Here is a 16317-nt window from a genome sequence, read left to right on the forward strand (position 1 = left end):
CTGCAGGTTAAAAGGGTTTTGTAACCATTAAACCCGTGCGGCTTTAACCTTATTGAAATGAAAAAACATTATTTAAATATTTTGGCCATTTGTGGGCTACTGCTAGGAGCAATGAGTTGCGGGCCTAAAGGAAATTCTGATGAAAAAGCATCGCAAGTTGCTGTAAAGAAAGAAGAAAAAACCTCTGAAAGATGGAGTAAGGAGCAAGCAAAGGCTTGGTATGCTGAACAAGATTGGCTAGTTGGAGCCAACTTTAATCCCAGCAATTCCATCAATCAATTGGAGATGTGGCAGGAGGCAACTTTTTCACCGGAATTGATAGATAAAGAACTGGGCTGGGCGGAAGAAATCGGAATGAACACCATGCGTGTTTACCTCCATGACTTGGCTTATGAGCAAGATCCAGAAGGTTTTTTGAACAGAATGGATACCATGCTAGGGATCATGGATCAACACGGAATGAAGCCTCTTTTTGTGATTTTTGATTCATGCTGGGATCCTTTTGTGGAAGCAGGAGAGCAACGTGCTCCGAAACCTCATGTACATAATTCGGGTTGGGTTCAAAGCCCCGGATATACGGCACTGGAGGATTCTACCCAATACCCACGATTGGAAAAATATGTCAAGGCGGTGGTAAGTCGATTCGCCAATGATCCTCGTGTCTTGGGCTGGGATATTTGGAATGAGCCAGATAACGATACAGGGGTCTCCTATCGTGACAAGGAGCATCCAAACAAGGTGGATTATGTGCTGCCATTGATGGTAGAGGCTTTTGGTTGGGCAAGATCTCAGCACCCCATTCAGCCGTTGACTTCAGGAGTTTGGTTGGGGGATTGGTCTTCTGAGGATGTGATGAGTCCCATTCAATTGGCACAAATAAACAATTCGGATATCATTTCATTTCATAATTATGACAGTCCTGAAGAATTCCAAAAGCGCATTGATTGGCTAAAGCGATATGATCGTCCCATGATCTGTACGGAATATATGGCCCGTCCAAACGGTAGCACTTTTGAAGGTTTTTTACCAATTGCCAAAGCGGAAAATATTGGAATGTTTAACTGGGGGTTGGTAGATGGAAAAACACAAACCAAATATCCTTGGGACAGTTGGGAGAAGCAATATACTGATGAACCTGAGTTGTGGTTTCATGAAGTTTTTCATACGGATGGCACGCCATACAAAAAATCAGAAACAGACCTGATCAAGAGCTTGACAGGAAGATGAAAAAAGGGGAGCTGAACTTGTGGGTTTTTGTTATTTTAATGTTCATGACTTCCTGCTCAGGATTAGGAGCAGGAAGTCCCCCTGATCCACAGGATTATACCATTGTTTGGGATCAATCTACCCTTGAAAGAATATCTCCGGATACATTCAGGTATGCGGGATATGCCAGGGTAAGAGAACTGGCAAATGGACATTTGGGCGTTGCTTTTGAAGCAGATGGGAATATTTTTTTTAGGATTAGAGAAAATGGAGTTTGGAAGGAACCTGTCTTGGTGGCAGCCAGAAAAGAAGGGGTAGCCATGGCTGTTCCGGATTTTACGGTTCTTGACAATGGCGAAATCTTATTGGGTTACAACCCAAGGCCAAGAAGAAATCAAACCGATAAGCATTTTGCCATCCGTACAGTTAGGAGTTCGGATAATGGCTTGACTTGGCAGGAGGATCAGTTAGTTTATGAAGCTGGAGACTCTTTTGAAAATGGCTGCTGGGAACCTGTTTTTCTCACCCTTCCCGATGGTACTGTCCAGCTTTATTTTGCAGATGAAAGCATTTTTACGACTTCCAACGAGCAACGGATTGCGATGGTATTTTCCTCAGATCAAGGGCGCCATTGGAGTGAAAACCCACAAACTGTCAGTTACCGCAAAGGAAGCCGAGATGGCATGCCAGTGCCTGTGTTGTTGGAATACCAAACTATCGCTATGGCCATTGAAGATAATGGGTTTGGTCCATTTAAACCTTACATTATCAAGGCTGATGGTTTGTCTTGGGAAGAAGCAGTAAATGCAGACCATCCTCAAAGAAAATATGCTATGGCTGAGCAAATCCCTCCAAATGATTATGCAGGAGCCCCATACCTTGCTCAGAGCGTTAATGGCTTGACGTTACTGTCATTTCAGTGGGGGAGCAAACTGGAAGATGCCCAAATGGCGGTAGCTATAGGCAATGAACAAGCCCTCCATTTTACTAATACTACTTGGCCGTTTCAATTGCCGGAAGAAAGCATAGGACATTGGAATAGCATTACCGTATTGGATGATGGTCACATTTTGGCACTCACCAGTACCAATGGCTTTTCTGCGAAAGGACAAACTGAAGTATGGATGATTCAGGGAGAGCTGGTCGACAAGGAGTAAGGAACTAATAAGTTTTTGTAAGGTTTTTCAGAAATAATTGCTTCAATTTTATAAGTGGTTATTCTGAATCCTTTCAAAATCACGTTCTTACCAAGCGATTCAAATAAATAGTATGACAAATCATAAATCCATGCATTCAGAATTAGTCAATTCCAACCTCTTAAAAACCAAGCAGCACTTTGAAATATTGGATGGACTACGCGGTTTAGCGGCAGTAGTTGTGGTCATTTTTCACTTTATGGAAATCATTCAACCTGACTTCAACAATAACTTTATTGCACACGGGTATTTAGCGGTAGACTTTTTCTTCTGTTTATCAGGTTTTGTGATTGCATATGCTTATGATAACAGAATCAAGGAAATGGGGATAATTCCTTTTTTTAAGTTGAGGTTAATTCGTCTTCAGCCCTTGGTCATCATAGGAACTGTAATCGGAATACTCTCTTTTTGTTTAAATCCATTCAGCGATGTTTCAAGTCATTATAGCTTTGGAGAGAGTCTACTGTTTTTTATTACTTCTGTTTTAATGATTCCTTATCCTGTAATGCCGGAATTGTTTTTTAACAACTTCCCATTGAACCCGCCTTCATGGTCTTTGTTTTGGGAATATATGGCCAATATTTTATATGTGTTGATACTCTTTAAGTTGCGTCATAGAATATTGCTTTTTTTAACTTTTTTGGCAGCCATTACCTTATGTTACTGTGCTTATCAGGATACCAATCTTTTAGGAGGTTGGGGAGGAGAGACCTTTTGGACTGGTGGTGCCAGAATTTTCTTTTCATTTTTGGCTGGAATGCTTGTGTTCCGTTCAAAATGGATCATTCAAAATAGCTTAGGTTTAGCGCCAATGGCTATACTGTTGATGATTGGTTTTTTGGTTCCTTTCGTGGATGGTTTCAATCATGTGATAGACCCAATTATCGTAATCCTCTATTTTCCTTTTCTTGTTGCGCTGGGAGCAGGAGCTAAACCAGGGAAAAAATCACTTAAGTTATGTCGGTTTTCAGGAGAAATATCTTATCCGTTGTACATGGTTCATTACCCATTTATTTGGATATTTTTGGGCTATATGGAGGCGACGAAACCTAGTTTGGATCAAATGGCCATCATTACATGCGTGGGTACAGTGTTACTGATAGGTTTTGCCTACGTTGTAATGGAGCTTTTAGATAAACCAATTAGGAAATATTTAAAGAACAGGATGAAAAGAGAGGGGATTAAAAAAGAGCCTTTGGCGGAATAATAGCATTTTAGTGAAGTTGCAGAAAATAAATTGCCATAAAATCAAAAAAGCTATGAAACAATATCTCATAGCTTTAGTCAATTAACAATAAACCCAAAATAACCTGCTGTAGGAGAAGGACTCGAACCTCCACGGAGTAGTTAGGCAAAACACGAGCTCGATATTTGCTTTATCCATTTACCTCCACCCCCGAGACAGGAGGGCTTGTCTGCCAATTTCAACACCCTACAGTATAGTATAAATACAAAACTTAAAATCTTTTACTGTAGTGCTAAAGTCAAAACAAGTATTTTTTGACCCCGAGACAGTCCCGATAGCTATCGGGATGCCAATTTCAACACCCTACAGTGTAGTAAAAAAGACCTTTTGTCTCTTTGTTTATATTTCAAAGGTAGGTATAAGCTTATTTTATTGCAAATATTTCAAGTAAATAAATTAAAAATTACATTATATTTAATATTATAGTGTTAATGTTAATGAATATGAAATTAAGATGTGCTAAAAACAAGCTGGTATTGCCAAAAAAACAATGAACAATTTTAAGTATAAAAGCCCCAAATTGATAAATCAATGGAAAAGTGTCATTTGATGCAGGAATATTATGGTAGTTCTTGTAGGTTAAAATCTTAATTTTAAAGAATAACCTACTTAATTATACAAAATGAAAAAGCAGCCCTATCACCCATTTTTACATGTCATTATTTTTGGTTTTATCTTATTAGAACTGGGATCCTGTAGTTCAAAGCAAAGTCAAAATGAGCGTTTAGAAAGTCAAGAGAAGGTTGTCAGTACTTTCAGTAATCCGCTAGATGTTGAATTTGGAGATCCATATATCCTAAATGATGGCAATGGAAAATATTATATGTACGGGACTGGAGGTGGTGCTGAAGATGGTTTTGCAGCCTATTCTTCCAATGATTTGGTAGATTGGAAGTTTGAGGGGCAAGTGTATAGGGGAAATACACCTGATTCGTGGGCAAGTAAATTCTTTTGGGCGCCCGAAGTTTATAAAATTGACGGAAAATATTATATGTTTTTCAGTGCTCAATGGAAAGTGAACCCAACGAATGAAGAGGAAAACTTTATGATTGGTGTGGCGGTATCAGACAGTCCCACTGGGCCTTTTAAGGAAATGTATGATCGTCCCATATTTGATCCAGGTTATCCCGTGATTGATGCCAATGTATATCAGGAAGATGGTAAATATTATCTTTATTTTTCGCGGGCTTGCTACAAACACCCTGTTGATAGTGAGGTAGCGGACTGGGCGAAAGAGAAAGGTTGGTATGATGAGATCGAAGAAAGTTGGGTATATGGTGTAGAGTTAAAGCCAGATTTTTCAGGTGTGATTGGTAAGCCTGTTTTGTGTTTAAGGCCACCCGTTAAAATGAATGACCAGCAAGCTGAATGGGAAAGCAGGTCGGTAACCAAGCAGGAAATCAACAGGAGATGGACTGAGGGTTCGGTGATTTTCAAAAAGAATGATGTCTATTATATCATGTATTCCAGTAACTATTATGCAGGGGAGAACTATGCGGTAGGTTATGCTACTGGAAAAAGTCCATTAGGTCCATTTACTAAAGCAAGTAATAATCCAGTGTTAGAATTGAATATCCATAAAGGTGGAGATGTGACTGGCACTGGGCATAATAATATTGTCTTTTTGGACAATGGTGAGATGTACTGTGTTTACCATGGACGTACCAAGGAGTCCGGACAGGAAAGGGTGGTCTTTTTGGACAAAATGGAAATCGATGAGGATGGCAAACTGATCGTTCATGGGCCTACCACCACGCTTCAGGCTATACCGCTTGGAAAATAAGTAGGACATAAAAGTATTGGGAGCAAAAGTTATAGGCTTTGCTCCCAATACTTTTATGATTTTTAAGATAATTGATCAATCAATGCTTTATGAAGACTAAAATCGATGACGCTGACCTGGATCGAAAATATTGATCAAGTAAATTCAGACTTTTTATTGAAGTCTTTAGGCAGTTCTCCAAATTGTTTTTGGAAGCATTTTGAGAAATAGGAAGGTGAGTTGAACCCGACTTTTTCACTGATTTCTGTGACGGTAAACTGTCCTTCTTGAAGCATTTCTGCTGCTTTTTTTAATCTTACCAGTCTGATATAGCCATTTGGAGTCATCTGGGAAACCCCTTTTATCTTTCGCAACAGACTAGACTGGCTCATACAAAGAATATCCGCCAATTCATTCACTCCAAAACTTTCATTGCTGAGGTTCTCTAGAATGGCCTCGTTCGCTTGGGTAAGAAACTCTTCGTCAGCACGGGTATGGGCAATTGTGTCAACATTGACCATCGGCTGATTGGCAAAGGCTTGTCTCACCTGATCCCTGTAATGCAAAAGGTTTTTGACTTGAAGGCTAAGGTGATCTATAGAGAAAGGTTTTTCAATATAAACGTCAGCTCCCAATTCCATCCCTTCGATCTTCGATTGAAGCGTGTTTTTGGCCGTAAGCATGATCAATGGTATATGACTGTAGTTGACATCTGATTTGATCTTTTCACATAAAGTAAATCCATCCATTATAGGCATCATCACGTCACTGATCACCAGATCTATAGGTTTTTCTTTTAATACTTTTAACCCTTCCATGCCATTATCAGCCCTGTAAACATGATAGTCTTGTTTTAATTGATCATGAATAAACTTTTGAAGTTCTTTATTGTCTTCCACAACTAGCAGGGATGGTTTATGAGAATTTGACTTTTCTTTTGGAGAAGTTTTTACAGGCTCACTAACTTTTTGTTTTTCATTGAAGGTTTCATTGATATGAATGACATTCTTTTGTTTGACAGGCAATTCCAGCACAAAAGTATTCCTATTGCTTGGGCCGTTTGGATCTACATAGAGTTTTCCACTATGCATTTCGGCCAAAGATCTGGCCAAAGGCAATCCAAGTCCAGTTCCAGTAGAAGTTCGGTCGTTTTGGTCTCCGTCTATCTGAAAGAACGGTTCAAAGATTTTCTCTCTGTTTTCTGTACTGATTAGCTTACCATCATTACTGACATGGATTTTGAATAGGGAATCTTGAGGAGAGATGACCAAGTTTATTTGGACTGTACTGTCTGCATGTTTTATTGCATTATATATCAGATTGCTCATGATTTTAGTAAAGCCTTCTCGGTCAATGTCTGCGAAGAAAGGTTTTTCTTTTTCAATGAAGTGGAAGTTGATAAACTGCTGTTCTGCACTGGTTTTGAACCTTATGAAAATGTCATCTAACAACTTGCTAATTTCAGTTCTGGTGAAGTTGAGTGAGAAGCCTTTCTTTTCAGTTTTTCGGAAGTCAAGGAGCTCATTGCTAAGTTCGATAAGCCTGTTTGTATTCTTATTCATGATCCAGAGACTTTCTTTTATCTCAGCGGTATAATCATTTTGTTTTTTTAGAATACTTTCCAAAGGACCTTTGATTAAGGTCAGAGGTGTTCGGATTTCATGGGTGATGTTGGTGAAGAATTCAATCTTAGATTGGTAGATTTCTTTTTGTTTTTCATCCTCCAGACGTTTGAATGCAGCTTCTTGGCGTAAGTGGATTCTATTTGTATAAATTCTAAAAACTATAAAGAGGATAAATACTGCGCCCAGAAAATAGATTAGATAGGCCCAATTGGTTTTCCAAAAAGGAGGCAAAATGGTAATGTGAAGTGACGCTTCACGGTTGCTCCATTCACCAAAAACATCTGCCGTTTTAATTTTGAGGATGTAATCTCCAGGTGGTAAATAGGAATAATTGATGCGTTGGTTTTGTGGTAGATGGGTCCAACTTTGGTCAAAGCCTACCATTTTATAGGCATAGGTCAAAGCATCCGAAGCGGTATAACTTAACGCTGCAAAATCAAAACTCAGCGAAGACTGATTATGGCTAAGGGTGATCTCAGAAGTCTTAGTGATGGATTGGTTCAAAATAGGGTTCTCTCCACCGATAGGAACAGGAGTATTGAAAATCTGAATACCCGTAAATACCACAGGAGGATCATATTCGTATGGTTCGAATTCTCTCGGATCAAAGGAAATAAACCCGTTCAAGCAACCGAAATACATGGTGCCGTCCTTGGCCCTAAAGCCACTTTTGTAGTTAAAAGGATAAGGCATAAGTCCGTTGTCTTTGGTGAAAAGCCTATAATCCTTTGTTTGAGGGTTGAACTCTAATAAGCCTTTGTTACAGCTTATCCATAAATGCCCGGATATGTCTTCCAGAATTTTATAAATATTGTTGCAGGGGAATCCACTTTTTGAGTTGTATGAGGTGAAGTTATTGGTGGCCTCGTTAAAAGAGCAAAAGCCACCTCCTTCTGTTGCCACCCAAATTCTTTTTTGGCTGTCCTGAAAAATATTGATGATCGAATAATGCGGTAAACTATTCGGGTCATTGGCATTGGGAAGAAAATTCTTGGTTTCCCCTGTAGTTGGATTATATCGGATGAGCCCATTGCTATATGTTCCAAGCCAGAGGTTGCCTTTATCATCCTCCATTAAGTCATAAATAAAACGATGGCCCGTTTCTTCAATAAAGTCAACTTCATTGGTTGCTTCATCAAGTTTAAACAAGCCAACGACCGTTCCCAACCAGACCTGCTTATTGTGATCTACAATAATGCTGTGCATTTCATTGTCATCTGGGGTGTTTTGATCGCTATGAATGGGGATGGTTTTAATTTGGTTGGTGTTTAGATTCATCCGGTTTAGTCCCACAGCGAAGGTCACTGTGCCAACCCACAATTCATCATCCTTTCTTGCCAGTCCATGTACATTGTGATAGGAAAGGCTATTGGAAGTATTGTTTGGCAGGTAATGCGTGAATCTGTCATATTTAGGATCATAATGGTTTAATCCAGCATCCTCAGTACCGATCCAAAGGGTTCCGTTTTTTCCTTCTTCAAATTGTCGAACTCGCTGGCCACTGATTGAATTTGAGTTGGGGATGGGGTAGTGTTTTTTAAATTTTGTTGGATGGTTGGGAAGAAAGTTGACACCGCCAAAATAGGTCCCCAGCCACATTCCACCTTCGACATCACCGTGGATACAATAGATGGCATTGTCCGATATGGAGTAAGGGTCATTTAGGTTTTCTTCAAAATGCTTGTATTTGTTTTTTTCCAAGTCATAAATAAACAGTCCAGATTCTGTAGCAATCCAAAGTTCATTGCTTGAGCTTTTATATAAATCCCGTACAAAGAGGTTCTTGCCTGTAGGGCCTTTTGTAATGAGTGGTTCTACCTTTCCACTGTTCTTGTCCATGAGCCATACCCCGAGGTCTTTAGTGCCCAATAAAATATTGGAGCCATAATCTTCGAGCTGAAGTACAGCGGCAGTGATGACCTCTTGGTCAAATAAGTATCTTTGAAACTTTTCAGATGATGGAATGAATTTATGAACACCCAGTCTAGAATTAGCCGTCCAAATATCCCCTTTCTCATCCACCAAAACATTGGTGGTATTATTGTCCGGCATATTTAGATTCCCATCAGTAAAGCTTCGATATTGATATAGGGAGTCTTCTTCGAGTGAGTATTTGAACAGGCCTTTACTGTTGACTGCAAAATAGATGTTTCCTTCGAGGTCTTCCTGGATTACACCTACTGTACCAGTAATTTGTCCGCCTTGATTAGATGTCTTATTGAAATGGTGAAAGCTTTCGGTAGAAGAATTATATGTATAGATGCCATGGGTAGTGCCTATCCAAATAGTACCTCTGCTGTCCTCTAAAAGCCCATAAATGAAATTGTCCTTTAAGCCTGCGTGACTGTTTTCCTCAGAACTAAAAATTTTAAAATTATGACCATCGTATCGGTTCAGACCATTTTTAGTTCCGAACCACATAAAGCCTTGCTTGTCTTGCAAAATGGATAAGACCGTACTTCCTGAAAGGCCGTCTTCCATAGTTAGTTGTTCGAAATAGTAATCTTGGTTTTGGCTTTTGGCTAGGGAAATTTGAATCAAAATAGCCGCGAGAATAAGTATGTATGTTTGTATGACCTTAAGCATAGGTAAAGTACTCCTGGGTTTATTGTAAATACTAATTTAGGAAAAACCTATACATAGCTTATTTTCTAAATGATTAATTACATTTTGAACTGGTAGATTGAAGGATTTGTGTTAAAGGGTGACTGTATTTTTCCATTTTGTGAACTTCATAGGCGATCAAGTGTTTTCAATTCCAAAATTTTACATGAATGTTTAAGCCTTGCCTTGTTAATTTATTTTTGACCCGTTTCCGTCCAAATGAAAACTTTTTATGTGTTTCAGCTAGTTTGACAGTCATCTCTTCCGATAGATAGATTTACCTAATCCCAAATGATCTCTTCAATTTTACTGAGTCTAAAAGGGTATGCAGATAATTTTACTTGGAAAGTGAAATCAGATTTTTAGGAGCATAACAAATGACTCTAGTTTGTCCCTGTTTTTCAAAATATATTACAAAAACGTCGATATAAACCTAATAAAATCGATTAGAAGGAAAAGTGTTATTAAATGAAGGATTTGTAATAATTGCTTGAGAAGGACTTCATTAGATTTGGATTATAGAGAAACAGCTAAATCCATTAAGTGATTTGTTTCGAAAACTTCAAGTTAATTAACAAAACCAAGGTGCATTCCAAATGTCCCTTACAAACCCAAAAAAATGACACACAAAAACTCTCAGCTAGGGCAGGCTCGATTTCCCTGAGCCAGATTTTATGATCACTCTCTAAGCCCTAAATCAATTAATCAGTAGTTAGACATCTAGGCTTTAACTGTATAAAGACTGTAAGTAGGCTATGCATAAATGGTAACCTGATGTTGCCATTAAATGCATCGGTAACAGGTGCTTTTGTACACTGTTTTTATTTGGAGTATTAACCTTAACCCAAAATCTATTATTTACATGAAAGAAAAATTACTAAGAAGTAGCAGTTTGATATTTGTGCTGCTATGTGGTTTGGTATTTTCTACTTGGGCCCAAACGGGCAAAGCAGTAGAAGGTACCATCAAAGAAAAAGAGACAGGGGAGCCTATCCCCGGTGTTAGTATCCTCGAGAAAGGAACGACGAACGGAACCGTATCTGGTGTGGACGGAGAATTTAAACTGGAATTGAGAGGTGACAATCCAGTTATTAGGGTTTCATTCATTGGTTATAAGACCATAGAAATGGAAGTAGGAAATCAAAGTTCCTTCGACTTGGAGATGGAAAGTGACTTGGGCGACTTGGAAGAGGTGGTCGTGGTAGGTTATGGTGAGCAGAAAAAAGAGTCCATTACCGGAGCCGTTTCCAATATTACCAGTAGGGATATTGAACAAGTACCGACCGCCACTGTTTCTGGGGCATTGGCCGGTAAACTTCCTGGGCTGACTTTCAGAATGCCTGATGGCCGTCCTGGAGCGGGTGCCAACATCCAAATTCGAAACTTAGGTAATCCGCTTTTTGTGATCGATGGTATCCAAAAGGACCAAGGGCAGTTCAATAACTTGGCACCAGGTGATATAGAAAGTATCACCATCTTGAAAGATGCTTCAGCTGCTGTTTATGGTTCCAGGGCTGCCAACGGGGTAGTCGTGGTGACTACTAAAAGAGGCGATAGAGGAGAAAAGCCAAGTATAAACATTAACGGTTACTATGGTATTCAAAATTGGTCAAGATTCCCAGAAGGGGTGGATGCCTATGAATGGATGCTCGGAAGAGCTTATGCAGACGTGAACCAGTTTGGAAGTACCAATATTAGCCAAGATGAATTGGACAAATGGAACCAAGGAACAGAATATGGTTACCGTTCTTTTGATTGGAGAGACTTTATCGTCCAGGGAAATGCTCCCCAAAGTAACTTCAATGTCAGTGCTTCCGGTGGATCTGAAAAGACCAACTATTATATTTCATTGACAAGGTTTGACCAGAAGTCTGTCTTCAGTGATGAATTTGAGTTTAACCGAACCAATATCCAATCCAACATTAACACTGATGTAACGGATCGATTGACGGTTGGTATTCAGATCAACGGCCGTTTGGAGAACAGGGAAAACCCAGGTGTACCTGGAGGAGATGATTACTGGCAGCCGCGCTTTGCTTTGTTTAGAAATAGACCTACAGAGCGACCTTATGCCAATGACAATCCAGACTATCCAGCCAATATCAATAATATTGAAACCAACTGGGCTTTATTGAACTATGATCGCACAGGTTTCTTCAAAAATTATTGGAAAAATATCCAAACCAACTTCTCAGCAGAATATGATATTCCTGTAGAAGGGCTGAAAGCCAAAGGTTTATATTCTTACTATTTTGCCGACAACTATGTCAATACTTTTGAATATACCTATGATGTTTACGATTATATCCCAGAGACTGACGAATACATCAGAACTGGAGGTAATGACAATCCTTACCGGGACAGAAATCAAAGAAAGATCGAAGAGACTGTAGGTCAGTTTCAGTTGAACTATGACAGGGTTTTTGCCGATGATCATAAATTGTCAGTTTTGGCCTTGTACGAAAGAATTCAAAGAAGGGATTACAGCAACTTTATCCACTCTGTTCCTACCAATAATTATTTACCATTGGTGCAGTTTGCGGATATGGACCGGTATGATGACAATGATTATGAGGAAGCAAGAATTGGTTATGTAGGCCGTGTGAATTATGAATACAAAGGCAAGTATCTTTTTGAAGTGGCTGCAAGATATGATGCTTCTTGGAAATTCTCTCCAGAAAATCGTTGGGGTTTCTTCCCTTCTATTTCTGGTGGATGGAGAATCAGTCAAGAGCCTTTTATGGACAACTTTGCTGTAAGCACAAACCTAGATGAATTGAAACTGAGGGTTTCATATGGTGAGTTGGGAGATGATGATATCGGTATTGGACCATTTGATTATATACCTGGATATAACTATGGTGTTTCTACCGTGATCATCGATGGTGAAAACATCCAAGGTTCATCGAATAGGGGTAAGCCAATAGACAACCTTTCTTGGTATACCAGTAAAATGTTTGATGCGGGTGTAGATTTCTCCTTTTCCTCAGGGAAGTTTACTGGAGCTTTTGATTATTTCTACAGGAAAAGAGATGGCCTTAGGGATATCAGGGATGATGTGTTTTTGCCTTTGGAGCTAGGATATGGTCTTACCGATGAAAACTTAAGTAGTGATGCCAATGTCGCTTTTGATATGGGCTTAAACTACAATGGTAAATCAGGCGAGCTTACCTATAGAATCGGTGGTACTTTTGGCTATGCAAGAAGTAAATTCTTGTCCTCCTATAACCCAGTATTCAGTAGCTCTTGGGACCATTACAGATGGTCAGGTGAAGACCGTTGGAATGGGATTTTCTGGGGATATGAAATCATAGGACAGTTCCAGTCCCAAGAAGATATCAATAACTATCCTGTAAATATTGATGGACAGGGCAACGGGACTTTATTGCCTGGAGACTTGATTTACAAAGATGTAAATGGTGACGGTAAAATTGATGGTTTCGATGAAAGACCAATAGGCTACAGTCTCAATGGTCCACCAAGCCTCAACTATGGTTTGAACATGTTTTTCAATTATAAGAACTTCGATTTGACACTAGACTTCTCTGGTGGTTCGATGGCTTCTTATAACCAAAATTGGGAAATGAGATGGCCGTACCAAAACGGTGGTAATCTTTTAGCTTATATGTATGACGACAGGTGGCACCGAGAAGATCCTTACGATTTGAACAGCCCTTGGATTGCGGGAGAAAACCCCCCATTGAGATTCAACGCTGGTGGACATAGTAACTATAACAGAAACTCTACCTGGTGGCTAACCAATATCAAATACATCAGAATGAGAACCATGTCACTGGGTTATACATTGCCTCCAAAAGTATTGAGCAAACTTAAAATTGAAAGAGCAAGGGTTTACTTCCAAACCTACAACTTGTTCTCGATTGATAATGTACATCAGTTTGGTATCGATCCAGAAGTAAGAGATGAAAATGGCTTGCAATATCCGCAAAACGTGAACATGAACTTAGGGTTTAACTTGACCTTCTAAAATGAAACTGGACATGAAAAAATACATATATAGCATTTTAGCATGCATGATTTTATTAACTGCATGTAATGATGAGGAATTCTTGAACCGCGACCCTCAAAATATACTTTTGGAAGATCAGGTTTGGGAAAATGAAGACTTGGTGCTGTCCGTATTGGCAGATTTATACAACAGGCTTCCCGATTATCAAACGATTGAAAGATGGTGGGAGTACGCCAATTTTGACGAAACCTTTGCATCCAATGCGGGGGATTATTGGCGACACCAAAATGTGGATTATGGTTATGGTGACTGGGGAATGTGGGATTATGGCTATATCCGAGATATTAACCTGTTCATTGAAAAGGCGGAAGTTGCTGATCAATTGGATCCTGGTGTAAGGGCTCAATTTATAGCTGAGGCTAAGTTTATCCGTGCTATGGTTTACTTTGAACATGTAAAAAGAATGGGAGGTGTGCCTTTGATCTTGGAGTCTTTGGAATATGATTATAGCGGAGACCCAACTTATTTGCAATATCCTAGAGCCAAAGAACATGAGATTTATGATTATATCATCCAAGAGATGGAAGATATAAAAGGAGATCTCCCTAATGGAGGGACAAGGTCAAGAGCTACTATTGGGGCTGCTTTGGCATTGGAGTCAAGAGCGGCATTGTATGCGGGATCCATTGCCAATTATGGACAGCTGACCCCAAATGTTTCCTTGCCAGGAGATGAAGTGGGAATTCCAGCGGACATGGCCAATCAATATTACACGATTTCTTTGAGAGCTTCTGAGGAAGTAATGGGCTTGGGTACTTACGAATTGTATCAAAATGATCCTGACCCATCTGAAAACTACACCAATATCTTCTTAAATAAATCGGCTAACAATGAGGTGATTTTGGCAAAGGACTTCTTGGTTCAAGGTAGGACACATGGTTTTACCATTGAAAATATTCCGAGGTCGTTGAGAGAAGAAAATACAGTCGGTGGAAAAATGAATCCTTCGCTGAATTTGGTACAATCATTTGAATTGCTGGACAATACTTTCGCACCGCTTCCTACGGAAGATGCCGAGGGTAATCCTATTTATTATGATAATCAAATAGATATTTTCGCAGGAAGAGATCCTAGATTAGCAGGGACTGTGATTTTACCCGGCTCAACATTCCGAGGTAGCCCAGTAGATATTTGGGCAGGCTGGAAAGCGGAAGATGGTACCGTGATTACTTCTGATCAGTTGGGAGGAAGAGCCGCTCTGCCAAATGGGTCTACAGATCAAGTGGTTGGTTTTGATGGACCAATTGATAATTTGGAGTGGTCTGCTCAGAATGGCTTCTATTTGAGAAAGTATGTAGATACTTCAGTTGGTTCTGGACAAAGAGGTACTGGTAGTGCAGTATGGTGGATTAGATTCAGGTATGCTGAGATTTTACTGAATGCAGCAGAAGCTGCTCATGAGTTAGGAGATAATACGAAAGCTGCTGAATACATGAATCAGGTAAGAAGGAGAGCAGGATTTCCAACTGACTTGACACCATCTGAAATAGATTTTGATAGAATTGTTCATGAGAGAAAAGTAGAGTTGTCCTTCGAAAACCATATCCTTTGGGATTATAAGCGATGGAGATTGGCTCATAGGGTTTGGAACGGAGAATCGGTTGACTTGACCAATGAACCGGGTGACGCTTTAGCGGTAAGTACCCGCGTGTTTGGACTGAAGCCTTATAAAGTATATGATCCAGGAAGTCCTAACCATGAGAAATGGATATTTGAGGAATTCAAACCAAATCCAGTGTTTAATCCTCACCGGTTCCGTCTAGGAAATTACTACTCATTCATTGGGGATAACGTTCGAAACGCCAACCCTAAGATTGTTAGAAACCCTAACCAATAAGAGGACCTTTAAATTATGAAATTCATGAAAAATAGTATCAAATATATAGCTGGGCTCTTTTGTCTGACATTGGGTCTGACATCATGCGAGTATGATAACTATGATGAACCAAAATTGCTGTTCGAAGGTAATTTGGTTTATCAAGGTGAGCCCATTGGCGTAAGTTACAATGACGTTTATTTTGAATTATGGGAAGAAGGATGGCAGACATTTGGTAACATTGGTGTGGCGGTGGATCAAGATGGATCCTTTTCCTCACTATTGTTTGCGGGAGATTATAAACTGATCATTCCGGCCAATCAAGGACCATTTATGAATATACCCAATACAGAAACCAGTTCAGATACCATTCCTTTGAACTTAAGAGGAAGTTTGAATATGGACATTGAAGTGATGCCGTATTACATGATGAGGAATGTGGACATAAATGGAAACAGCAGCACAGTAAATGCTGATTTTTCCTTAGAGCAGATCATTACTGACTCTAATGCCAGAGGTGTGAATGAAGTAGTTCTGTATTTAAGCAAAACGGCTTTTGTAGATGGAAGAACGAGTATTAGTTCTTCAAGACTTGGGGGTGGAGACATTGCTGATTTAAGCAATATTCAATTGAGTACCAATGTTCCGGATATGACACCATCCCAAAGTTATGTGTTTGCTAGGGTGGGAGTAAGAATTGATGGAGTGGAGGATATGCTGTTTTCACCAATTCAAAGAGTAGATTTCTAATTAATTATAATACGTCATTGCAAGTTGGCGAAGTAAATTGGTTATCCGATACCTTGGCTTCCTTGCAATGACGTTTATAAAA

Annotated in this window: 8 protein-coding genes; 7 read left to right on the forward strand and 1 reads right to left on the reverse strand. The window is 39.5% G+C overall.

The genetic code is table 11. The annotated features are described in order from the left end of the window. The first annotated feature begins 57 nt into the window (after positions 1-57). The 4 genes from JL001_RS13205 to JL001_RS13220 all read left to right on the forward strand — a co-directional run bounded on the left by JL001_RS13205 (position 58) and on the right by JL001_RS13220 (position 5431). Complete coding sequence (locus tag JL001_RS13205; RefSeq protein ID WP_200976671.1) at positions 58-1227, forward strand: cellulase family glycosylhydrolase; 1170 nt, start codon at positions 58-60, stop codon at positions 1225-1227. Continuing rightward, positions 1224-2363: a sialidase family protein gene (locus JL001_RS13210; RefSeq protein WP_200976673.1), complete on the forward strand. Its 1140-nt coding sequence runs from the start codon at positions 1224-1226 to the stop codon at positions 2361-2363. The genes JL001_RS13205 and JL001_RS13210 overlap by 4 nt, the downstream gene beginning before the upstream one ends. A gap of 130 nt (positions 2364-2493) precedes the next feature. Beyond that, positions 2494-3609 carry an acyltransferase gene (locus JL001_RS13215; RefSeq protein WP_200976676.1) on the forward strand — a complete coding sequence of 372 codons (1116 nt, stop codon included), beginning with the start codon at positions 2494-2496 and terminating at the stop codon, positions 3607-3609. A gap of 661 nt (positions 3610-4270) precedes the next feature. Next, the gene (locus tag JL001_RS13220) at positions 4271-5431 is read left to right on the forward strand and encodes a glycoside hydrolase family 43 protein (protein WP_200976678.1); all 1161 of its coding nucleotides are present in this window, start codon (positions 4271-4273) and stop codon (positions 5429-5431) included. Between the two features lie 134 nt (positions 5432-5565). On the opposite strand, the gene JL001_RS13225 is transcribed toward JL001_RS13220, so the two are convergent. Continuing rightward, positions 5566-9516: a two-component regulator propeller domain-containing protein gene (locus JL001_RS13225; RefSeq protein WP_236252807.1), complete on the reverse strand. Its 3951-nt coding sequence runs from the start codon at positions 9514-9516 to the stop codon at positions 5566-5568. A 985-nt stretch (positions 9517-10501) separates the two neighbouring features. On the opposite strand from JL001_RS13225, the gene JL001_RS13230 reads away from it, so the two are divergent. From JL001_RS13230 to JL001_RS13240, 3 genes are read left to right on the forward strand one after another with little or no spacing between them, the layout of a single operon-like run. Continuing rightward, the gene (locus JL001_RS13230) at positions 10502-13627 is read left to right on the forward strand and encodes a TonB-dependent receptor (protein ID WP_200976683.1); all 3126 of its coding nucleotides are present in this window, start codon (positions 10502-10504) and stop codon (positions 13625-13627) included. Positions 13628-13640: 13 nt separating this feature from the next. Next, positions 13641-15506 (forward strand): RagB/SusD family nutrient uptake outer membrane protein, encoded by a 1866-nt coding sequence (locus tag JL001_RS13235; RefSeq protein ID WP_200976690.1) that lies wholly within the window; start codon positions 13641-13643, stop codon positions 15504-15506. A gap of 24 nt (positions 15507-15530) precedes the next feature. After that, positions 15531-16235: a DUF3823 domain-containing protein gene (locus tag JL001_RS13240; protein ID WP_200976692.1), complete on the forward strand. Its 705-nt coding sequence runs from the start codon at positions 15531-15533 to the stop codon at positions 16233-16235. The last annotated feature ends 82 nt before the right edge of the window (positions 16236-16317 follow it).

Origin of the sequence: Echinicola sp. 20G, from assembly GCF_015533855.1 — a bacterium.
Classification (GTDB): domain Bacteria; phylum Bacteroidota; class Bacteroidia; order Cytophagales; family Cyclobacteriaceae; genus Echinicola.